This is a genomic window from Streptomyces sp. NPDC059037, from assembly GCF_042740015.1.
Classification (GTDB): domain Bacteria; phylum Actinomycetota; class Actinomycetes; order Streptomycetales; family Streptomycetaceae; genus Streptomyces.
This window is the reverse complement of the sequence record NZ_JBHYIG010000013.1, coordinates 26,228-47,270: the sequence shown is the minus strand read 5'-3', so window position 1 is coordinate 47,270 and position 21,043 is coordinate 26,228. Positions and strand designations below refer to the sequence as shown.

18 protein-coding genes are annotated in these 21,043 nt (G+C 70.6%); 5 read left to right on the top strand and 13 right to left on the bottom strand.

From position 1 onward, the window contains the following. Together ACFWY6_RS05075 and ACFWY6_RS05070 are read right to left on the bottom strand one after the other, a co-directional pair. On the bottom strand, positions 1-209 hold a 209-nt coding region (locus tag ACFWY6_RS05075), incomplete at its 3' end, for an FAD-dependent oxidoreductase (RefSeq protein WP_384686497.1). Continuing rightward, positions 206-1,972, bottom strand: coding sequence for a DUF3556 domain-containing protein (locus tag ACFWY6_RS05070; RefSeq protein ID WP_384686495.1), 1,767 nt, complete (start codon positions 1,970-1,972; stop codon positions 206-208). The genes ACFWY6_RS05070 and ACFWY6_RS05075, both read right to left, overlap by 4 nt. 149 nt (positions 1,973-2,121) lie before the next feature. Here ACFWY6_RS05070 and ACFWY6_RS05065 point away from each other — a divergent pair, with 149 nt between their 5' ends. Beyond that, on the top strand, positions 2,122-3,411 hold the full coding sequence (locus ACFWY6_RS05065) for a YhgE/Pip domain-containing protein (RefSeq protein WP_384686493.1): 1,290 nt from the start codon (positions 2,122-2,124) through the stop codon (positions 3,409-3,411). A 37-nt stretch (positions 3,412-3,448) separates the two neighbouring features. Here the strand turns inward: ACFWY6_RS05065 and ACFWY6_RS05060 are convergent, their stop codons facing one another. The 3 genes from ACFWY6_RS05060 to ACFWY6_RS05050 all read right to left on the bottom strand — a co-directional run bounded on the left by ACFWY6_RS05060 (position 3,449) and on the right by ACFWY6_RS05050 (position 7,302). Beyond that, complete coding sequence (locus ACFWY6_RS05060) at positions 3,449-3,931, bottom strand: GreA/GreB family elongation factor (protein WP_384686491.1); 483 nt, start codon at positions 3,929-3,931, stop codon at positions 3,449-3,451. A 27-nt stretch (positions 3,932-3,958) separates the two neighbouring features. Then, positions 3,959-6,484: an ATP-dependent Clp protease ATP-binding subunit gene (locus ACFWY6_RS05055; RefSeq protein WP_384686489.1), complete on the bottom strand. Its 2,526-nt coding sequence runs from the start codon at positions 6,482-6,484 to the stop codon at positions 3,959-3,961. 218 nt (positions 6,485-6,702) lie between these two features. Next, positions 6,703-7,302 (bottom strand): TetR/AcrR family transcriptional regulator, encoded by a 600-nt coding sequence (locus ACFWY6_RS05050; RefSeq protein WP_384686487.1) that lies wholly within the window; start codon positions 7,300-7,302, stop codon positions 6,703-6,705. A gap of 119 nt (positions 7,303-7,421) precedes the next feature. On the opposite strand from ACFWY6_RS05050, the gene ACFWY6_RS05045 reads away from it, so the two are divergent. Then, positions 7,422-8,111 (top strand): nitroreductase, encoded by a 690-nt coding sequence (locus ACFWY6_RS05045; RefSeq protein ID WP_384686485.1) that lies wholly within the window; start codon positions 7,422-7,424, stop codon positions 8,109-8,111. Positions 8,112-8,137: 26 nt separating this feature from the next. Here ACFWY6_RS05045 and ACFWY6_RS05040 read toward each other — a convergent pair whose 3' ends face one another. Then, the gene (locus ACFWY6_RS05040) at positions 8,138-8,611 is read right to left on the bottom strand and encodes a carboxymuconolactone decarboxylase family protein (RefSeq protein WP_384686483.1); all 474 of its coding nucleotides are present in this window, start codon (positions 8,609-8,611) and stop codon (positions 8,138-8,140) included. 77 nt (positions 8,612-8,688) lie between these two features. After that, positions 8,689-9,426: an NIPSNAP family protein gene (locus ACFWY6_RS05035; RefSeq protein ID WP_384686481.1), complete on the bottom strand. Its 738-nt coding sequence runs from the start codon at positions 9,424-9,426 to the stop codon at positions 8,689-8,691. A gap of 124 nt (positions 9,427-9,550) precedes the next feature. Here ACFWY6_RS05035 and ACFWY6_RS05030 point away from each other — a divergent pair, with 124 nt between their 5' ends. Continuing rightward, positions 9,551-10,528 (top strand): helix-turn-helix transcriptional regulator, encoded by a 978-nt coding sequence (locus ACFWY6_RS05030; RefSeq protein WP_384686479.1) that lies wholly within the window; start codon positions 9,551-9,553, stop codon positions 10,526-10,528. A gap of 24 nt (positions 10,529-10,552) precedes the next feature. On the opposite strand, the gene ACFWY6_RS05025 is transcribed toward ACFWY6_RS05030, so the two are convergent. From ACFWY6_RS05025 to ACFWY6_RS05000, 6 genes are all read right to left on the bottom strand, one after another. Continuing rightward, positions 10,553-12,163 (bottom strand): VWA domain-containing protein, encoded by a 1,611-nt coding sequence (locus tag ACFWY6_RS05025; protein ID WP_384686477.1) that lies wholly within the window; start codon positions 12,161-12,163, stop codon positions 10,553-10,555. A 20-nt stretch (positions 12,164-12,183) separates the two neighbouring features. Next, complete coding sequence (locus tag ACFWY6_RS05020; RefSeq protein WP_384686475.1) at positions 12,184-13,419, bottom strand: AAA family ATPase; 1,236 nt, start codon at positions 13,417-13,419, stop codon at positions 12,184-12,186. 102 nt (positions 13,420-13,521) lie between these two features. Next, positions 13,522-14,757 (bottom strand): serine hydrolase domain-containing protein, encoded by a 1,236-nt coding sequence (locus ACFWY6_RS05015; RefSeq protein ID WP_384686473.1) that lies wholly within the window; start codon positions 14,755-14,757, stop codon positions 13,522-13,524. Continuing rightward, positions 14,754-16,271 (bottom strand): alpha/beta hydrolase, encoded by a 1,518-nt coding sequence (locus ACFWY6_RS05010; RefSeq protein ID WP_384686471.1) that lies wholly within the window; start codon positions 16,269-16,271, stop codon positions 14,754-14,756. Before ACFWY6_RS05010 ends, ACFWY6_RS05015 begins: the two co-directional genes overlap by 4 nt. A 156-nt stretch (positions 16,272-16,427) precedes the next feature. Continuing rightward, positions 16,428-17,594 carry an alanine--tRNA ligase-related protein gene (locus ACFWY6_RS05005; RefSeq protein ID WP_384686469.1) on the bottom strand — a complete coding sequence of 389 codons (1,167 nt, stop codon included), beginning with the start codon at positions 17,592-17,594 and terminating at the stop codon, positions 16,428-16,430. Between the two features lie 277 nt (positions 17,595-17,871). Next, positions 17,872-18,732 carry a helix-turn-helix domain-containing protein gene (locus tag ACFWY6_RS05000; RefSeq protein ID WP_384686467.1) on the bottom strand — a complete coding sequence of 287 codons (861 nt, stop codon included), beginning with the start codon at positions 18,730-18,732 and terminating at the stop codon, positions 17,872-17,874. Positions 18,733-18,788: 56 nt separating this feature from the next. Here ACFWY6_RS05000 and ACFWY6_RS04995 point away from each other — a divergent pair, with 56 nt between their 5' ends. Both ACFWY6_RS04995 and ACFWY6_RS04990 read left to right on the top strand, forming a co-directional pair. Next, positions 18,789-19,601 (top strand): phytanoyl-CoA dioxygenase family protein, encoded by an 813-nt coding sequence (locus tag ACFWY6_RS04995; RefSeq protein ID WP_384686465.1) that lies wholly within the window; start codon positions 18,789-18,791, stop codon positions 19,599-19,601. Positions 19,602-19,693: 92 nt separating this feature from the next. After that, positions 19,694-21,040, top strand: a complete 1,347-nt coding sequence (locus ACFWY6_RS04990; protein WP_384686463.1) for a chloride channel protein — start codon at positions 19,694-19,696, stop codon at positions 21,038-21,040. Positions 21,041-21,043 lie beyond the last annotated feature (3 nt).

The window sequence follows — 21,043 nt, the reverse complement described above, 5'->3', positions numbered from 1 at the left end:
CGTGAGATGTGTATACGAGACTGGGCGTGGGGGTGGAGGGCCGTGCTGTGGTCGTGCAGCAGTCCGGGCACGTGGGCCTCTGGGGTGGGGGTGCGGCCGGCCCGCTGGTGGGCGGCTTCCAGGAGGGTGACGTCGAGCCCCGCCTTGGCGAGGAGTGCCGCGGCGGCGAGCCCGTTGGGCCCGCCGCCCACGACGACCGCGGACGTCATGACTCGGTGTCCGCGGCCACGGGCCGCAACGGATGCAGCGACTCCACGTCGTGGACGGGGTAGTCCGGCCCGTCGGTCGGCCAGGGCTGGCGGATCAGCATGTCCCGCACCTTGACGTGGCCCCGCTCGAGCAGGCCAAGCGCCGCGTCGTGGATCTCATAGTCCTGAGTCTGCCGGTGAATGGGCTGGGCTTCCAGGCAGATCACCCGGACCTCGCCGGGGGCGAAGCCACAGCGGGCCTGGACGGCACGCAGCAGCTGGTCGTCGTGGAGGTGGCCCTCGCCGAAGTTCCAGCCGATCGCGAAACCGGCGACCATCTCTCCGTCGACCACCATGACGTCGTCCTGGCCGTCGGTGAGGCGGGCGATGAGTCCGTTGTGGGCGCGCCCGTGGGAGTGCATGGCCCGCCAGCCCTCCACCTTGGCGGCCATGAGCAGGGCGGTGTCGGCGTCGTAGAGCTGCGCCAGCTGGTTCGAGGCGAGCCGGGTCGCGGTGGTCAGACCCGCTTCCAGGCGCTGCGCCGCGTCACCGGTGAACACCCAGACGCTGGTGGCCCAGTTGCCCGCGTAATAGCGCATCGCGGGCAGGAAGGAGACGAGGTCGGGCCGTATGTTGCCGAGGGCGGGCAGCAACAGCAGGCTCGGCAGGATCACGGCGAGCAGCCAGGGCGAGTCCAGGTCCCGGACGGTGAGGTCGCTGTGGGCGCCGAACAGGTAGAACAGCGAGAAGATGAAGAAGATGTTCCACTCCAGCGGCACCCCCATCGGGATGGTCGAGAGGATGTGGAGGTGGAAGACGGCCATGTAGAGCAGCGCCGCCCACGTCCACCAGCCGCCGTCGCCGAAGAAGACCAGGTGGAGCGGGACGGCGTACTCGGTGGCGGTGCCGACATGGGCGAGCAGGAACGACAGGCGTGAGGGGCGCAGGTCGTCCGGATGGTCGCGGTAGAAGATCCGCTTGATGCGGCCCGAGGGGATCAGGGGCGCGTTGCTCATCATCGTCGCCACCACGAACGGGAAGTGGTGGTTGAGCTTGGAGGTCGCGGCGCCCCACCAGAGCGCCAGCATGACGAGCTCGAAGCCGATGAACTGGTCGTTGTACGGGAAGAAGAAGAGCAGCAGCGAAAGACCGTACTGTTCCGCGCGCGCCGCGAGGAACACGGTCTTGTCGCGCAGGCCGAGCACCGCCAGGCCCGCGATGAGCGGTAAGGCGGCAAGGGGTTCGACGAGGCCGACGTGACCGAAGTCCGCGATGCCGGTGCCGTCGCCGGGGCGGCTCAACAGCCAGCCGCCGGAGGCGAGTACGGCAGCGTACAGCAGGACGTCGACGGCGGTGCGCCGGTCGCCGCGGGTCAGCGGCACCTTGTCCGGCCACGGGGGCAGCCGGATGGTACCGGGCCGCAGCCAGTAGAGGATGGAGCCGATCGGCGGGTTGAAGCGGGAGGAGAGCGGGCCGGATCCGCAGCCGAGCCCGACGATCTCCCACAGGATCGTGAAGACGATCAGCTTCTGGTAGACGATCGGCTCGGACCACCAGGAGCCCACGTCGCCGACGGCGCCCAGGCCGGGCGTCAGCGAGATCACGAGGGCCGCGCCGCCGACGTAGAGCGCGCACTTGACCACATAGAACAGGAACACGCCGTAGGGGCTGCCGAAGCCGTGCTCGACCCAGTGCCGAGTCAGGATCTCCAGGCGCTCACGGCGCGGCAGGGAGCGGAAGTCGCCGGCGTCGACGGGCACCAGCCGGGGTTTGATGAAGCCCATGGGGTCAGCCTCTGTGTCTCGGATGAATGAGGTTTTGTCTCGTACGAATGAGGTGGGGACGAACGCGAAGGTATGCCGGAACCAGGTGTCGTGGCGCCTCCCTTCCTCATCCGCGCCCTATGGTCATTCGGGAGTCAAAGGGGAGTTTTATGGCCACCGGGATTCCGCCGCGCGACGCTTCCGCCCAGGATGTGAAGGCGGGGCTGCTGCTGCGTCGTTGGAAATTGTGGATCGTCCCGAGTGTGCTCAGTGGCTTTGTCGCACTCGCCCTTTCCCTGCTGTACATGGGCGGCATCCTCACGCCCGCCGACCATCTGGACCGGCTGCCCATCGCCCTGGTGAATGCGGACACGGACAAGCCGCTGCCGGGTCAGCAGGAGAATCTCGGCTCCCAGGTGAGTGCCGGCATCGTCTCCTCCACTCCGCGCGGGGAGGTGGACTGGCGCAGGATCAGCCGCGCAGAGGCTCAGGACGAGCTGGCCTCCGGCAAGGTCTACGGAGCGCTGGAGATCCCCTCCGGCTTCACGTCCGCCGTGGGATCGCTGGCCTCCGGGAAAGCCACCGCCCAGCCGACCCTCACGACGCTCACCAATCCCGGGATGGGCAGCCTCGGCTCGTCCTTGGCCGGGCAGATCACCCAACGGGCGGCGCACGAGGCTTCCGCGGGCATCGGCAAGCAGCTGGTGTCGGCACCGGAAGTCGCCAAGGCGAGTTCCACCACGCGGGTGCTGCTCGCCGACCCGGTCGCGGTGAACACCAAGGTCGGCCACCCGATCGGTACGCACACCGGTCTGGGTTTGAGCGCCTTCTACTACACCCTGCTGCTGGTCCTGACCGGGTTCCTCGCCGCCAACCTCATCCACAACACCGTCGACAGCTCACTCGGCTACGCGGACAGCGAGATCGGCCCCTGGCACTCCCGGCACCCCACCGTTCCCATCAGCCGCACCCAGATGTTGCTCCTGAAAATGGTCATGACCGCGGGTCTCTCGCTCCTGACGACCACGCTTCTCATGGTCGCGACGGTCTCGATCCTGGGCATGGACGCGCCGCACCCGGCGCTCCTTTGGGTGTTCTCCTGCTGCGCGAGTCTCTCCGTCGGCCTCGGCGTTCAGGCGATCAACGCCGCCTTCGGCAGCATCGGCCAGCTGGTGGCCATGTTCGTCTTCATCGCGCTCGCGCTCCCGTCGTCCGGCGCCACGGTCCCGCTGGAAGCCACGCCGGGCTTCTACCGCTTCCTCGCCACGTTCGAACCCATGCGCCAACTCGTCTCCGGCGTCCGGGCGATCGTCTACTTCGACGCCCGCGCCGACGCCGGACTCACCCGGGGCTGGATCATGATCGCGGTCGGTTTCGTCGCCGCGCTCGTGTTCGGCTTCGCCATGACCCGCTATTACGACCGCAAGGGCCTGCACCGGATGGTGCCGCAGCCGGGGTGACGGTCCTCGTCGTGAGCGGCGGCTCGCCGTGGCTGCGTCAGCCCTCCCCCGAGACGCCCGTCTCGCCCAGCGACACGATCGTCACGGCCGGCTCTCCGCCGGGCGTCTTGTAGCTGACGCTGTCGCCCGCGCGGTGGCCGAGCAGCGCGTGGCCCATGGGACTGTCGTACGTGACCATCGTCGGGTCCAGCGGCTCCCCGACCTCGCCGATCTCGACGGTTCCCACCGTGCCGTCCGAGAACCGCACGGTGACCGTGCTGCCCATCCCGACCTCGTCGGTCGACGGCGGACCCGCGTCGTCCGCCTGGCGGAGCCGCAAGGTGATCTCGGTGATGCGGTCGTCGAGGCGTCCGATGACGGCCAGCCGCCGCAACTCGTCGGCCTGGTCGGCGCGGTCGCCCGCTTCGTCGGTGTTCTGCAGCGTCGCGGCATCCGCGTTCCGTTCGGCGCGCAGGTCTGCGAGCTCCTTCTCGAGCGCGCGACGTGCGCTGGCGCCGATCGGCTGGGGATCTCCGTTCATCACTGCTCCCGTGAACTGTCAGCTTTCTTACTGATCGCCGTCGGCGGATTCCGTAGGTTCCGCAGCGGCTCCCTTGCGTACGGTGCAGTGGAGCGTGTCGTTCTCCACGTCGGCGACGATGGTGTCGCCCGGGTCCGCATCGCCGCCGAGCAGGAACGAGGCGATGCGGTTGTCGAGCTCGGCCTGAATCGTGCGGCGCAGCGGACGGGCGCCGAATTCCGGCTGGTGGCCATGGGCGACGAGCAACTTCTTGGCCGCGTCGGTGACTTCCAGATTGATGCCCTGGGCGTGCACCCGGTGCTTGCTCTGGTCGAGGAGGTGATCCACGATCTGCGACAGGTCGTCCTCGGTGAGGCTGTGGAAGATGATGATGTCGTCGATGCGGTTGAGGAATTCGGGCAGGAACCGCGTCCGCAGTTCCTCCATCAACTCGTCCTTGATCTCGGACACATCGCCCTCGTGCGCGAGAATGCGGTGGGCGCCGATGTTGGACGTCATGATGATGACGCAGTGGCGGAAGTCGACGGTGCGTCCCTGGGCGTCGGTCAGCCGTCCGTCGTCGAGGATCTGCAGCAGTGTGTTGAAGACGTCCGGGTGGGCCTTTTCCACCTCGTCGAACAGCACCACGCTGTAGGGCTGCCGGCGGACCTTCTCCGTGAGCTGGCCGGCCTCTTCGTAACCGACGTATCCGGGCGGGGCACCGACGAGCCGGGCGACGGTGTGCTTCTCCTGGAACTCGCTCATGTCGAAGCGGATCATGTGATCCTCGTCGCCGAACAGCAACTCGGCCAGCGTCTTGGCGAGTTCGGTCTTGCCGACGCCGGTGGGGCCGAGGAAGAGGAACGAGCCGACGGGGCGGTTGGGGTCGCCCATGCCCGCACGGTTGCGGCGTACGGCCTCCGAGACGGCGGTGACCGCCTCGTCCTGGCCGACGATCCTGGCGTGCATCTCCTCTTCGAGTTTGAGGAGCTTCTCCTTCTCGCTCGCGGTGAGCTGGGAGACCGGGATCCCGGTGCGGCGGGACACGACATCGGCGATGTCGTCGGCGGTGACGGAGACGACGCCCTCGCGGCGCTCCTCGATGCCCGCGAGTTCGCCTTCCGCCTCGGCGATCTGCCGCTTGAGGTCGGAGGCCTTCTCGAAGTCCTCACCGGCCACCGCATGGGCCTGCTCGCGGCGGAGTCTGGCGATACGGTCCTCGCGGCTGACGACCTCGGTGGAGCGGCCCGCACTGCGCAGGCGGACACGGGCGCCCGCCTGGTCCATCAGGTCGATGGCCTTGTCCGGCAGGAACCGGTCGCTGATGTACCGGTCGGACAGCTCGGCCGCGGCCGCCAGGGCGCCGTCGGCGAAGCGGACCTGGTGGTGGGCTTCGTAGGCGTCCCGCAGCCCTTCCAGGATCTGCACCGTCTGCTCGACGGTCGGCTCCGGGATCAGTACGGGCTGGAAGCGGCGCTCCAGGGCTGCGTCCTTCTCGATGTGCTTGCGGTACTCGTCGATGGTCGTCGCGCCGACGACATGGAGCTCTCCGCGTGCCAGCGCGGGCTTGAGCATGTTGCCCGCGTCCATCGACCCCTCGCCGGTGGCGCCCGCGCCCACGACCGTATGGAGTTCGTCGATGAACAGGATGATGTCGCCGCTGGCTTCCTGGACGTCCTCGATGACCTTCTTCAGACGCTCCTCGAACTGGCCTCGGTACTGTGCGCCGGCCACCATGCCGGAGAGGTCGAGCGAGACGACCCTCTTGTCCTTCAGGGTCGCCGGGACTTCGCCGGCCACGATCCGCTGCGCCAGGCCTTCGACGATGGCGGTCTTGCCGACGCCGGGCTCGCCGATGAGCACAGGGTTGTTCTTGGATCGCCGCGAGAGGATCTCGACGGTCTGCTCGATCTCGTCGGACCGCCCGACCACCGGGTCGAGCTTTCCGGCCTTCGCTTCCTCCGTCAGGTCCCGCCCGAACTCGTCCAGGGTCGTGGCCGGCTTCTCCTTCTTCGCGTCGGCCGGGAATCCGTCCGAGCGGGCCGCCTGGTCCGCGAGGCCCGAAAGCCGCTCCGGGTCCAGGCCCTCCGCGCGCAGCAGCCGGTTGGCGCCCGAGTCGGCGCCGTCGAGGAGCGCGCTGAGAATGTGCTCGGGCCCGATGTACGAAACCCCGGCGGCCTGCGAGTGGGCGTAGGCGGTTGCCAGGGTGCGCTTGGCCGCCGGTGTCAGTCCTGGTTCCGCGGACGGCTCACCGGACTCCCGTGGAAGGACCGCGTCGAGTTCCGAGGCGAGCTTGTCGGGATTCACGCCGACCTGGGAGAGCAATTTGCGCGCGGGGTCGACCTGTGCGGATGCCCAGAGCAGGTGCTCCGTGTCGAGGTCGGGGGTTCCGTCCTTGACGGCTCGCTGCGCGGCCAGATTCAGGAGTTCCTGCGAGGAATCGGTCAGGAGCCGTCCGATGGGAACGCGCTGAACGGCCGGTGGCGACGATGCCGGGGACATTCCGAAAAACCGATTCAACATCTCGCTGAAGGGGTCAGAGGAACCGAACCCTGAACCGAAGGACATCGACATCGCAGCTCCTGGTACCGAGGGGAGATCTGTACAACTGAAACGCGATGTCCACTGCTCTGCAAGCGGAGAGAAATGCAGGCGGGAACGAGAATTGAAGGGCTGCTCGGCCGCTCTTATCCGGGCTGAGCGTCACCACTGCCTCGTCGAGCGCCGGCGCCGGACGCAGTGTGGCCGGGGCGTGGCTCACGGCGTCATGACGGTAGCCGCCGCACCGCCGCTCAGCCCGGCGAGTCCACTCGCTCCGCGCGCTCGAGGAGAACCTCTGCTGCCGCCCGTGCGTGTCGGCCGTAGTCCGCGTCACCCAGCACCATGGCGCGGCTGGCCGCCCCGTCCGCGAGGGTGGCCAGTTGTTCGGCGAGGGCGATCGGTTCGCGGCAGCCCAGCTCCGTCACCAGCGCGGCGATCAGCTGCGCCATCCGCAGTTTCTGTTCGCGGGCGTAGGAGTGGGCCGCGCTCTCCGGGTCGGGGAACTCCGCGGCGGCGTCGATGAACGGACACCCCCGCACGGGATTCGCGCCCCCCGCGGGCTGCTCGAACAGCTTGAGGATCCGTTCCCGCGGGGGGATGTCCTCGCGGGTCAGCACGCTTTCCAGCGTGGCGCCCGACGACGCGAGGTCCTGCAGGTGGGCGATGACCAGGTCGTTCTTGGTCCGGAAGTGCGCGTAGAGCGTCCGCTTGGACACCGGGGCTTCCTCCGCGACCTGCTCCATGCCGGTCGCGTTGATCCCCTGGACCGCGAACAGCTGCGCGGCGGCAGCCAGAATCCGCTCCCGCCCTCCGCGCCCCCGCCGTTGAGATGTCGTAGCCGTCGCACTCATGAGGCAAGTATACGTACGCGTTTACTTACCAAGGTGCGTGCTGTTACGGTCGACCCACCCAAGTAAACGCACCCGTTTACATCATTGAACGGCGATATTGAACGGCGTTGAGGAGCCCTATGAGCAAGTCGGTCCCCACAGAGCTGAGTGGCTGCGCGGAGAAGCTGATCCGTGGCCGTCACGCGACCCGGGCGTTCCGTCCGGGAGCCGTGCCCGAGGACACGATGCGTGCGATCTTCTCGCTGGCCGGCGCCGCGCCGTCCCATTCCAACGCACAGCCGTGGCAGGTGGAAGTGGTGAGCGGCGCGGCGCGTGAGCGCCTTGCGGACGCCTTGCGGGCGGCCCATGCCGAGCAGCGCGTCTCGGTGGACTTCCCGTATTCCGAAGGGATGTACTCGCCGACTCACCAGGCGCGCCGGGCGGCGTTCGGCGGCGAGCTGTACGGAGCGCTGGGCATCGGTCCCGACGACCACGCGGCACGCGCGGCCTACGACGCGCAGAGCCTGCGCTTCTACGGCGCGCCGCACGCCGCGTTCCTGTTCGTCACCGGAGACGGCGGGGCCCGCCTTGCCGCGGATGTCGGCGCCTACATGCAGACGCTGCTCCTGGCGATGACCGCGTACGGCGTGGACAGTTGCCCGCAGGGGCTGCTCAGCTTCTACGCCGACACCGTCCGCGCCGAACTCGGCGTGACCGAAGGAAAGCTGCTCCTGGGCATCTCGTTCGGCTATGCAGACGAGGCCGCCCCGGTGAACCGGATCACCACCGAGCGGGCCGCGCTCGGGTCAACCACGGCCTTCCATGACTGACGACTTCCGTTTGCCCACAGCCCTGGCTATGCGAACTGGCCGGGCTGGTAGTCGCCTGCGGGCTGCTGGACGATGACGTTTCCCCGGTTGAAGGCGTTGATCAGCGCGATGGTCGACACCAGGGCGGCCAACTGCTCCTCGTCGTAGTGCTTGGCGGCGTTCGCCCAGGCCTCGTCGGTGACGCCACCGGCCGCGTCCGCGATACGTGTGCCCTGCTCTGCCAGCTCCAGGGCTGCCCGCTCGGCGTCGGTGAAGACCTTGGCCTCGCGCCAGGCCGCGACCAGGTTGAGGCGCACCGACGTCTCACCGGCGGCGGCAGCGTCCTTGGTGTGCATGTCGGTGCAGAATCCGCAGCCGTTGATCTGGCTGGCGCGGAGCTTCACCAGCTCCTGCGTCTCGGCGGGCAGCGTGGACTCCGCGAGCACCTTGCCGGCGGCGACCAGGTGCTTGCCGAACTTGGCTGCGACCGGGCTGGTGAAGAAGTTCAGGCGGGCTTCCATGATGCGCTCCAGTGTCGTTGCGGGTGCCTACACCCTTCCGACGGAACAGCTCCGCCAAATGTGACATGGCCGCCCGATCAGCTGCCCGATCGGCCCGTCGGCGCCAGCCGCAGGGTCCTTGCCGCCGCCGTCTGTTCCCGCTCGATGCTCGGCAAGATCTCGTCCCGTGCGAGAGGGTCCGCCTGCACAGCGGCCAGGTGCGCTCGGTACGTGCTCTCGTCGGGGTAGGCCGTGACGACCACGGCGACGTTCTCCCCGGTGCGGACGGGCAGTCGGGGGAACGTGTTGGGCGCCGCCTCGGTGCTGAGGGCGGCCAGGGGCGCGGGGCCCGTCCTGTGCAGCACGGGGAGGAGTTCGTCCCGGATCAGCGCGATGCCGTCCTGGTGGCCGGGAGGGAAGGACCACACCGTGGCGGCCACGAAACGCTCCGGCGCCGGAGCGCCGACCTGGGGCCGCCGGGACGGGGAGACGGCGAAGCCGCTCTCTTCCGACAGGGGACGCAGGAGGAGTACGTCGTCGGAGTCGAGCATGGTGGCGTTGGCCTGGGGGCCGTGCTTGGCCCAGACGGGGCCGTCGTAGAAGGACGTCAGCGCGCGCCGGCGCGTCGTCATGTCCCGGAATCCGCGCAGCCAGACGAAGCGGTCCGGGTCGTCGAGGTCGCGGAACTGGCCGAACACTCGCATCCCGGCCTCTTCCTGGGGTTCGATGAACTCCCGGTCGAACAGCTCGATGAGTTCGTCGCGCCGGCCGGGCCGCAGCGTGTACTGGCGAAGCTCGATCACGGCGGGACGACCGGAAGTCTCAGTGCTGGCCACGCGGCAGGCTCCTGTTCAGTTCTCTTCGTAAGGGTCTTCGGTGCTTCGGTGCTTCGGTGCTCGCGGCTGACGCTACGACGGCCGTGTGTCAGAGGCTGTCAGGGTTTCCGGGGAGAATGCGCCCATGTCTGCTGGTCGATTGCTGTCGGTGCTGCTGTTGCTGCAGTCCCGCGGCCGCGTGTCCGCGCGAGGCATCGCGGACGAGCTGGGCGTGTCCGTGCGCACCGCCTACCGTGACGTGGTGCGGCTGCAGGCCGCCGGAGTCCCGGTGTACGCGGAGCCGGGCCGCGGGGGCGGCTACCGGCTGCTCGACGGCTATCGCACCCGGCTGACCGGGATGAGCCAGGGCGAGGCGCGGGCGCTGTTGCTCGCCGGACTGCCGGGCCCCGCGGCCGACTTGGGGCTGGCGGCGGAGGTGACCGCGGCGCGCCTGAAGCTGCTTGCCGCGTTGCCGACGGGGCTGCGCGAGGAGGCGGCGCGGACCGCGGCGGTGTTCCACCTGGACGCTCCGGCCTGGTACCGGGAGCCCGAACAGACGCCGTATCTCGTTGTGTTCGTCGACGCGGTGCTCAACCGGCGTGTGGTGGACGTGCGTTACCGCCGCTGGCGCGCACCGCAAGAAGTGCGGCGTCGCCTCCGCCCCTACGGCCTGGTCCTCAAGTCCGGTGTCTGGTACCTCGTGGCCGCCACGGAGAGCCGGGTCGCGACCTACCGGGTCACCCAGGTCCTGGACGCGGTGCCGAGCGACGAACGGTTCGACCGGCCGCCGGACTTCGACCTGGGTGTGTACTGGACCTCGTACCTGGACGACTTCCAGCGGCGCCGCTTCACCGGCACGGCCACCATTCGTCTCTCCGCGCGGGGACGCCGACGCCTGCCGGACAACCTTCCCCCGGAGGTGGTGCGGGCGGTCGAATCCACCGCGACCGCCGTCGGCGACGACGGATGGGTCGAGGCGGTCATCCCGACCGAGAGCACCGAGCACGCGTGCGGCGAGCTGCTGCGGCTCGGTGTCGACGTCGAGGTCGTCGCACCCGCGGAACTGCGCCGGGCCATGGCCGACACGGTCGACGTACTCGCCAGGACGTACGGGATCGGCTGACCTGCCGGCGTCGCGAAGGCCGGGTCAGATCACGCGGAAGAGGTCGGCGGCGGCGTGGACGTCGGTGAGGTCCTCGATGGAGCGGAGGTTGTCGCACAGGGCGTCAAGGACCGAGCCTGCTTCGGCGGCGGGCGGGGCGCCGATGGCCACGCCGAAGACGCGGAAGCCCAGAAGGTGCTTGGCTTCGTTCCAGCCGCGCATCCACTCCTCGGTGACGCCGCATTCGTCGTCGGTGAGCAGCACGATGTCGCCGCGCTCGCGGGCGGCGTCGTTGAACTCCTCCCCCAGCAGCTCGGCGGCCGCCGTCAGGGGCGTCTGGTAGCTGGTGCCGCCGCCGAGGAAGGTCTCCGCGAAGTCGAGGGTCCGGTCGATGCCTGCGGGACGGTCGGCCGGGAAGCGGAAGACCTGGATCTTGTCGGCGGCGGAGAACAGGATGCCGACGAAGTCACGCCCGGCGTCGCGGGCCTGGTCGAGGAGCGCCAGGGCGCACGCCTTGGCCCACGCCTCCCGGGTGACTCCGCCGGGCCCTTCCACGTACATGGAGTGCGAGGTGTCCACGCAGGCGATGACGGCGCCCTTGCCGGTGGTCTGCTCTCCCTGGCTGTCGTAGAGCATCAGCTCCCCGGCGGCGTAACGCGCGGCGAACACCGCACGCAGCTCGGGCAGGCCCAGGTTGGCGAGTTCGGAGGGGATGACGCGGGAGAGGTCATTGCCGAGCGTCACGCCGACCAGTTCCCCGGCGGTGTTCTCCACCTTGCGGGCGCGCTCGGCTCCGGCCATCTGCCGGAAGCGGCCGATCAGTTCGGCCCACTGTGCGAGCCGGCCGGTGCGCAGCCGCTCGGCGAGCCGGGCGCGCCGGTCGAACGCCAGCCGCTCGAGATCGCCGGGACCGACGCCCCACGCCCGCATCAGGGCGGCCTCCTCACGCGCGGCCCTGGCCGCCTTCGCCGCCGAGTTCCGCGCGGCGGCGCCGATGCCGGGAGCGGCCACCGCGAGGACCTGCCCGGCGTCCCGGGCGGCCCGCTGAGCAGCGGCTTCTGCGGCCTCGGCTGCGGCGATCGCCTGGTGGACGGCGTCGGCGGACGGAGCCGGCACGGTGCCGTCCTGGTCGGCGAAACGCCGGAGCGCATCGGCCACGGCGGTGGCCGCGCCTTCGGCGTCCTCCTGTGCCTTCTTCGCCCGCTCGGCCCGGTCCTGGGCATCCCGGGAGCTGTCAAGCATCCGGCGCAGCGCGGCGGCCTGGGCGAGCACGGCCATGGCGGCGGCGTAGGGGTCACCGGCCGTCTCCCGGCGCAGCTCGGCGAACTCCATCGACTCCACCAGTGCGGCGATGACCTGGTGGTTGACCAGCCGGGACGGGTCCATCTCCGCGCGCTCGCGCAGCCGCGGGCCGACCTTGTACGCGGCCAGGAACGCGTCGCTGAGGAGGTCGGTGGCGTAGGGGTGACGCTCGTTCAGCTCCTCGGCGAGGTCGCGCAGTCCGGCCGACTGCGCGTAGGTGTCGCGCCAGGCGATCTGCTCGAACCGGTCCGCGACCACGGCCGCGGTGTGCCGATCGGGAGCGGCGGCGGACAGGCCCAGCCACTTCCCTGCCCTGCCCGCCAACTCGTCGAGCCTGCCCGGCATTTCGCCCATGGCCTTGATCCCCCCGGTGGTCAGAGCTGAGCCTGCACCATGCTCGCGTCCATGCCGAGGGCCTCGGTGAGGACGCGGGCGCGGACGGCGCGCTGGCGGCCGGTGACCCTGTCTATGGCGGCGGTGGAGCGGCCGGCGCCCACCGCCTCCTCGCGCAGCTTCTCCAGGCGCTTTCCCGCCATGGCGAGCTTGTTGTGGGCCTTCTTGATGACCCACTCGCTCAGCGCCTCGCGGGACTGCCCGGCCATGGCGTCGAGCTGTACCTCCAACTCCTCGATGGCGTCGGCCAGTTCGAGCGCCTCCTTGGCGTCGGGGTTGACCAGTTGCAGCACCTCGCGCTCGACGGTCGGGCGCTCGGCCGGTGAGTCCCACAGCACGTGCGTAAGGACCGACAGGTCGGTCTCGGCGACCGCCGGGCGGCCGTCGAGGTACGCGGACGCCTGGAGCAGGCCCACCGCCTGCCGCCAGCGGCGGTCCGATGCGACGAGTTCCTTGCGGCGCAGGGCGGCCCGCAGCGTACACACCGCGTCCACGATCCCGTCGGGGACGTCCACGGAAGGGACGGCCTCGGTCACGGCGTGCCGCAGCGCGGCCAGCTCGACGGTGGTGCGATGCGGTGCCGCCGGGCGGCCGACGGCGGAGCGGACCAGTGCGGCGAAGCTGGACGGGTCGGCCAGGTATCCGACCTCGATCCGGACGAGGAGCCGGTCGTAGATCGCGGCCGTATCCTCCCCGGCAGGCAGTTCGTTGCTCGCCGTGATGGCGCCGATCAGGGGGCAGCGGATCGGCTCGCCGCCGCTCTCGGGGTGGTAGATCCGCTCGTTGAGATAGCCCAGCGTCTCGTTCAGCGCCGCCGTGGAGCACTTGAATATCTCGTCGATGAACGCGACGTGCGCGGTCGTGGCACGGCCGTCGTAGACCTGGCGGTACTCGCCCCTGGCCAGCGCGGCGACGTCGACGGGACCGAACATCCTCGTCGGCGCGGTGAACCTCGACAGGAGGATCTCCCAGTAGGACGCGCCGTCGACCCGGCCCGTGAGCTCCCGGGCCAGCTCGGACTTCGCCGTCCCGGGAGGGCCGAGCAGCAACGAGTGCTGCCCGGCAAGAAGTGTCACCACCAAGGTCCGCACCACGTCGGCCCGTTCGTAGAAACGGTCCGACAGCTCGTCGCAGACCGTCCGCAGCCTCTTGGCCGTGTCCTGCGCGTCCGGTGCGTCTGGTGCGTCTGGTGCGTCCGGTGCGTCCGGTGCGTCCACGTGTTTCAACTCCTTGCGACGCCGCCCTGCCGGGCTCGGTCCTTGCCCGAGCAAGATAGCCGCCGCTTCACCCGGTGATGAGGCCGGTCAGGACGCCCGTGATCACCGCCCTCCCCCGGAGTCGGCACGCAGCGCCGCATCGACCATCCCTAGGGTCCGCGCGGCCTGCGCATCGGCCTGCGGCCCGCCGAGCCTGAGGGTGAAGGCCGCGCTGGTCACAGCCCTGTTGCCGTCCGGCGTCACACCGCACTCGGAGACACAGCCGAGACTCGTCCCGCCGTGGAACCAGATGCCGTCGCCACGCCCCGCCACCGGCCTCCAGGCGATGCCCAGGCCGTAGCGGACACCGGGCACGGGGATCAGATCGGCGGCCGGCACGGTCTGTTTCATCGCCGCCAGCTGGGCGGGACGCAGCAGCCGGCCGCTCATCAGGGCGCGCAGGAAGACACCGTGGTCGTGTGCCGTCGCGATGATTCCGCCGTCCGCTCCCCCGCCGAAGTTGAGGGTCGTGTCGGTCGGCCGCGGGTCGCCGGGGAAGTGCGTGTACGCGGTGGCCGTCGGCCCCGGCACATACGAGGAGGTGCCCGGAGTGAGCGTGTGGCGCAGGCCGAGGGGTTCGATGATCCGGTCGTGGACCTCCTGCGCCCAGGGGTGTCCGGTGACCTGCTCGATGAGCATTCCGGCGACGACGTAGTTGGTGTTGGAGTACCCCCAACGCCGTTCCTGCGCCGGGTCGTTCGCGTCGGGCAGCCACTGCGGCGGCTCGCTCAGCGCCGCCGCCAGCTGCTCCGCAGGCGTCTGCGGGCGGAAGCGGTGGCGGCGGTAGCTCTCCGGGGTGAGGTCACCGGCGTCCGCGGCGAAGTAGTCGTTCAGGCCGCTGGTCTGCCGCAGCAGGTTGGTGACGGTGATGCGGCGGCCGTCGTTGCCGTGGCCACGGACCGCTCCGGGCAGCCATCGGTCGACGGTGTCGGTGAGCTTCAGCCGTCCCTCGCCGACGAGTTGGAGTACGACGGTGGCGGTGAAGGTCTTGGTGTCGCTGCCGATGCGGTAGTACGCGTCCCAGGGCACGGGCCCCTTCGCCGCGAGATCGGCGACGCCCGCACGGGCGGTCGTCCGGCCGTGCGCGCCCTGCACCTCGGCGAGGATGCCGGACACCCCGGTGGCCAGGATCGCGTCGACGTTCTTCTGGAGCGAAGAGGCCGCCTGGGGCGTGCGCCGCGACGCCGTGGCCGTGGGGGCGCCGGCCACTCCCGTGAGCAGGGCGGCCGCGGTGGCCGTCAGGCCGGTGCGCCTGCTGATCATCGGGGCCATCGGGGCCATCGGGGTGTTCGCCTTCATCGCTCCCCCTCGTTCTTCGCTGCCTCGTCCGTCGGGCGGGGGCAGGTGAAGTCGGCGGCGGGCAGCTTTCCGTCCCGCAGATAGGCGTTGACGGTCCGGTCGGCGCACGCGACGGGCGTGAGACCGTCGTTGCCGCGCCCGTAGACGCCGTGCGAACGGATGTCGGCCGTCAGCAGCCGCGAGCCGGTGAGCTTGCGGTGCAGGGCGAGGGCGCCGTCGTACGGAACGTTGTTGTCGTAGCGGGCCTGGAGCATCAGAACGGGCACGGCGTTGCCGATCTCTGTGCCGGGTTCGCGCGGCTCGGCTCCCCAGAACGCACACGGGGCGATCATTCCGTTGACGTACGGACCGAAGACCGGCTCCGTGGCGCGGCTGCGCTGCATGTTCTTCCAGTACGTCTCCGGGTTCTTCGGCCAGCCGCCCGCGGGCCAGCCCCCGTCGCCGCACATGAAGATCGCGCCGCCGACCATGCTGCTCTCGAGATCGGGCGAGGCGAGGAGCTCCAGGAGCGCGGCGAGCGCGGGCCCCGGCTTGTCGAGCTCGCCCGCGGCGGCCTTCTTCAAGTCACCGACGACACTGGCCAGTTGGGGGTCGTTCTCCTCGTGCTGGACGAGCTGCTTGAACAGGATGCGCAGCAACGGAGCGTTGAGCCGTTGGCCGTCGACCGCGATGGGACGGCGCTCGGCCCGGTCGAGCAACTTCCGTACGTCCGACCCGACCTGACCCGCCTGCCCGTCCAAGGCCGCCTCCGCGGGCGCGCCCGACCGCTGGAACAGCTCGTACTGCGTGGCCGCCGGATCCGTCGAGGAGTCCAGGACGAAACGGTCGGCCCGGCGCGGGAAGAGCTGGGTGTAGACGGCGCCCAGGTCGGCGCCGTACGAGATGCCGTAGTACGAGAGCGTGCGCTCGCCCAGTGCCGCGCGGATCGCGTCCATGTCGCGGGCGACGTTGCGGGTCGATGCATGGGGCAGCAACCGGGCGTTGTCGCCGTGCTCTTGGCAGCGGCGTGCGGTGTCACGCGCGGAACGCACCGCTGCCTCGAAGTCCTTGCGGGGGCCGGTCGATTCCGGGGGCGGCGTCGGACGCGGGGTTTTGCCGCAGGTGACGGGGGTGCTCTCGCCGAGGAAGCGCGGGTCGAAGCCGATCAGGTCGTAGCGGTCCGCCACGTCCTTCAGCGCGGGGCGCAGGGCGAGGGTGTTGGCCAGGCCCGTCCCGCCGGGGCCGCCGGGGTTCGAGAGCAGGATGCCGCGCCGCTCGCCCGGCGACTTCGCCTTGATGCGGGAGACGGCGATCTGGATCGTACGACCGCCGGGGTCGGCGTAGTCGAGCGGGACGGTCACCTTCGCGCACCGCGCGCCCGCCTCGTTCAGCGCCTTCTGGTCGGCCGAGCAGCGGCCCCAACTGAGCTTCTGGCGGGTCTTTTCGGCAGAATCAGGGAGGGTCGCGGCGGCTACTCCGCCGGCGAGTAATCCGGCCAGGGCCAGGCCTGCGGTGACTGCTGAGGCGGCGCGCATCGTGCTCCTTGGATCGACTGGACCGATCGGCTCGGCTGGATCGGCCGAAGAAATCGATCACTACGCTAGGAACGCGCGCCGCACCGGACCATCGGGCCACCGGGCCGAACTCCCCTGGGGACAGCCCCAGTACGCTCCCTCCGGATGCCCCCCGGATCACTCCGGGCGCAGGCTCAGGACGAGGTCGCGCGGCAGTCCGTGGGTGTCGTGAAGGTAGTGGAGGTCCTCCTCGTCCAGCGGGCCGCGGAACCGGGGCCGGGCCAGCACCTGCCGGCCGCGCTCCAGGAGCTGCCTGAAGCGGCGCTCCTCCCCGAGCAGCACCCGGCGCACCTCGTCCGTGTCCACCTCCTGGCGGAAGTGGTCGAGGGTGTGCAGGACGAGTTCGTCCGGCAGGTCCCCGAGGCCGCGCGAGGGGTCGTCCCGCCACAGCACGGTGAGTACGCGGCGTACCAGCCGGCGCAGCACATAGCCGCGGCCGGTGTTGGCCGGGCGCACCCCGTCGCCGATCACCACGATGGCCGAGCGCAGGTGGTCGCAGACCAGCCGCAGCGACGGTTCGTCCAGTCGCCACAGGGCCGGCACGAGGCGACGCCAGGGGTCGAAGAGGTCGCACTCGAACACCGACGTCCGGCCCTGGAGCAGGGAGGCGAGACGTTCCAGGCCGAGCCCGGTGTCGATGTTGCGCTGCGGGAGCGGCACGAGCGAACCGTCGACGAGCCGGCGATGACGCATCATCACGTGGTTCCACAGTTCCACCCAGCGGTCGTCGCCCGTCGGCGTCGACTCGGGCGGGGTGGCGCCGGTCCAGATGAAGATCTCCGAGTCGGGGCCGCACGGGCCGGTCGGCCCGTTGGACCACCAGTTGTCCTCGACGGTGAGCTCCACCGGCACCCCGCGCTCCTGCCACAGCTCCAAGGAGGCGGTGTCCAGGCCAATTTGGCCGTCGCCGCCGAAGACCGTGGCGTACAGCAGACCGGGATCGATGCCGAAGCCCTCGGTGAGCAGCCCATGGCCCCAGTCGAGGCTCATGGGGCCCTCGTAGTCACCAAGCGACCAGCTGCCGAGCATCTCGAAGACCGTCAGATGGGTGGAGTCGCCGACCTCATCCAAGTCCGTGGTGCGCAGACAGCGCTGCACATTGACCAGCCGCCTGCCCAGCGGATGCGGGCGCCCTTCCAGGTACGGGGTGAGGGGATGCATGCCCGAGGTGGTGAACAGGACCGGGTCACCGGTCGGTGGCAGCAGCGTCGAGCCGGTGATCCGGCGGTGACCGCGGTCCTCGAAGTACTCGACGAACGTACGGACGATCTGTTCGGTGTTCATGGGGTGGCTCCTTCGCGTGCGCAGCGGGCAGGCACCGGAGGACGCTCCGCGGAACGGCACGGGCGGGAGGGCCACAGAAGCACCGGCGGACCGTTTTCCGGTCGCCGGTGGAGAGGGGGAGGTACGTCAGACGGCGGCAACCGGCGAGCTGGTCGCTCGCGCGGTCGCGGTGGTGCTTGGGCCGGTGACGTTCATGGGGCCGACGGTAGCGCGCCCGGATCGCGGGGGCACCCGAATTTCCGGCGTGAGGCCGGCCTGCAGACGCAACGCCGAGGGTTCAGACGGCATCGCGGTACGCCGACGGCGAGCACCCCAGGGCACGCCGGAACCGCGTGGAGAAGTAGAGCGGGTCGTTGTACCCGACCTGCCGGGCGACATCGCGCACCGGCAGGCACGAGAGGCGCAGCAGGCGGCACGCCACGTCCATGCGGCGCTCTTCGACGTGCGCCATGACACTCGTCCCGAACTGGGCGGTGAACAGCCGCGAGAGGCGGGACTCCGAAAGGCCGGCGACGCGCGCCAGGGACCGGACGGTGTGCGGGGCGGCCAGGCAGGTGCTCAGGTGCTCAAGGACGGCCAGCAGGCGTGGGTCCATCCGCTCGCCTCGGGGATTCTGCGTGTCGCACCACAACAACGCCTCCTCCACCGCGTTGACGCCGAAGAGCGCGGAGTTCGCCAGCGCGCTGTTGCTCAGGGACACGGCTCGGGTCAGCGCGGCGGCCACGCGGTCGGCGAGCGGGTCGGGCAGCAGCACGCGTCCCACGCCGGGCGCGGCCCGCGGCCAGTCGAGCAGGGCGAGCCACTCGGGCTGCGGCTGGACATGGGCCCAGAGCAGGAGCCAGTCCCCCGCCTCGGGATCGGTGCCGTAATCGTGGGGCGTGCGGGGCGCGATCGCGACGAAGGACCTGCCGTCGGCGGGTACGTCGGCCGCTCCCTCGTTCCTGATCCGGCCACGCCCCCGGCAGGTGAACAGCAGCAGCCAGTCGTCCGTACCGGCGTGCCGCACGGTCCGGTAGTCGCGTCCTGCCGCGAGCCGGCCCGCGACGACCCGGTTCTCGGACGTGGCGACGACCTGCGGACGCGTCCGCGCGCCACCCGGACGCGTCCTGGCGTCACCCCCCGCGGCAGCATCTTCCATGTGAAGTCCTCGAAGTCCGATTCCCGGCCACGGGGCCGGTGCACACGATGGAGAACATGACACTCGATACAGCACCGGCGTCGCAACGGGCCGAGCGGTACGCCGCCGACGGCATGGTCCAGGTCGACGGCCTGCTCGGCTCCGGCGAGGCCGAGACGATCCGCTCGGCGTTCATGGATCAGGTCGTACGGGACCGGCACCGCCTGGGCGCGCGGGACGGCATCGCCGATGGCGACGTCCTGGCCCGCTTCCCGCGCTTCATGCAGCCGCACCGGCACCCGGACCTGGAAGTCGGGTCGATCGCCCGCCGGCTGATGACCGACCCCCGCCTCCTGGACATCGTCACCGAACTCGTCGGCCCGGCCTTCGGCGCGCAGTCGATGTTCTACTTCAAGCCGCCCTCCGCACGCGGCCAGGCGCTGCACCAGGACAACTACTTCCTCCGCGCCCATCCGGAGACGTGCATCGCCGCCTGGATCGCGATCGACGACTGCGACGCGGCCAACGGCGCGCTGTCCGTGGTCCCCGGCTCGCACACCATGGAGGTGGTGTGCCCCGAGACGGCCGACGACCAGGAGTCGTTCACGACCGGTCTGGTGCGTCCCCCGGCAGGCCTGACGACCGTGCAGACGGTGATGCGCGCCGGCGATGTGCTGTTCTTCCACGGCAGCTTGGTGCACGGCTCGCTGCCCAACACCACGGAGGACCGCTTCCGCATGTCGCTGATCTTCCACTACGTACCGCAGACGTCGGTGGAGATCGCCCAGTGGTACCTGCCGTTGGTGGCACCGGACGGGACCGACGTCTCCGTGGCCGCGGCGGTGGGCGGCGGGCCGTGCGGCGACGGCTGGCCGGGGGCGGCGCACTGAGGAGCTTCCCGAGATGCGCGGGTCGCGCTCTCATTCTTTACTGAGGCCCATCTGCTGCCAACCGCCGTACGGCGAAGTCCAGGGGGCCTTGCATGGGTGACGCCGTCGGCCGGACGAGCACCCCCGCGGCCGCCGAGCCCGAGCAGCCCGCCGACACCTTGCGCGCCACGCTGCTCAGCCGCGGCTATCGGCGCCTGCTGCTGCTCTGTGTGCTGCTCGGGGTGCCGATCGCGCTGGCCTGCTTCTTCTTCGTGAGCCTCCAGCACGAGTTGCAGCACGGCGTGTGGGAGGCGCTGCCCGAGGCCCTCGGATACGACCGCGCCCCCTGGTGGTGGCCGCTGCCCGCGCTGCTGCTCGCCGGGCTGATCCTCGCGCCGGTCGTGACCCGGATGCCGGGAGGGGGTGGCCATCTGCCGGTGCACGGCCTCGGGGGCGGTGCGCCCATCGGGCCCGCCGAACTGCCGGGCGTCGCCCTTGCCGCGCTCGCGACCCTCCCGCTGGGCGTCGTGCTCGGCCCCGAGGCGCCGCTCATGGCGGTCGGCAGTGCGCTGGCGCTCCTGGCCGTACGCACCCTCAAGCAGGCACCCGACCCCAGGGCCACGGCCGTACTCGCCACCACCGGCTCCACCGCGGCGATCTCGACGATCCTCGGCGGTCCGGTGGTGGCCTCCGTGATGGTCGTCGAGGCCGCCGGGCTCGGCAGCACCCAGCTGGTCGTCCTGCTGCTGCCCTGCCTGCTCGCCAGCGCGACGGGCGCGCTCGTCTTCACCGGGTTCGGCAACTGGACCGGCCTTTCGATCGGCGGCCTGCGGCTCCCCCATCTGCCGCCGAACGTCAACCCGGACGTGGGCGACTTCCTGTGGGGCGTCCCCGCCGCCGTCCTGATCGCCGCCGTGCTCACCGTCGCCCGCGGCCTCGGCCACCGCACAGCGGCATGGACGTCGACACACACCGCCCGCCGCACGGTCCTGTGCGCGCTGGCCGTCGGCTGCTGCCTGAGCGCGTACGCCCTGCTGACCGACCGCTCGCCGGAGGAAGCCGCCCTGTCGGGGCAGGCAACCCTCGGCCGGCTGGCCGCCGAGCCGCACGACTGGTCGGTGGCGGCACTGCTCACCCTCATCGTGTGCAAGGCACTGGCCTGGGGCATCAGCCTGGGCAGCATGCGCGGCGGCCCCATCTTCCCCGCCGCGCTCATCGGCGCCGCGATCGGCATCGCCTGCTCCGGGCTCCCCGGACTCGGTACGACACCGGGCCTGGCCCTCGGTCTCGCGGCCGCGGCAGCGAGCATCACCGGACTGCCGCTCACCAGCGCCGTCCTCGCGGTTCTGCTGATCGGCGGCGACGCGTACAACCAGATGCCGCTGATCGTCACCGCCTCGGTCACCGCCTTCGTCACCGCTCAGCTCCTGCGGCGCCGCGACTCCGCGGAAGGCCACTGAGGG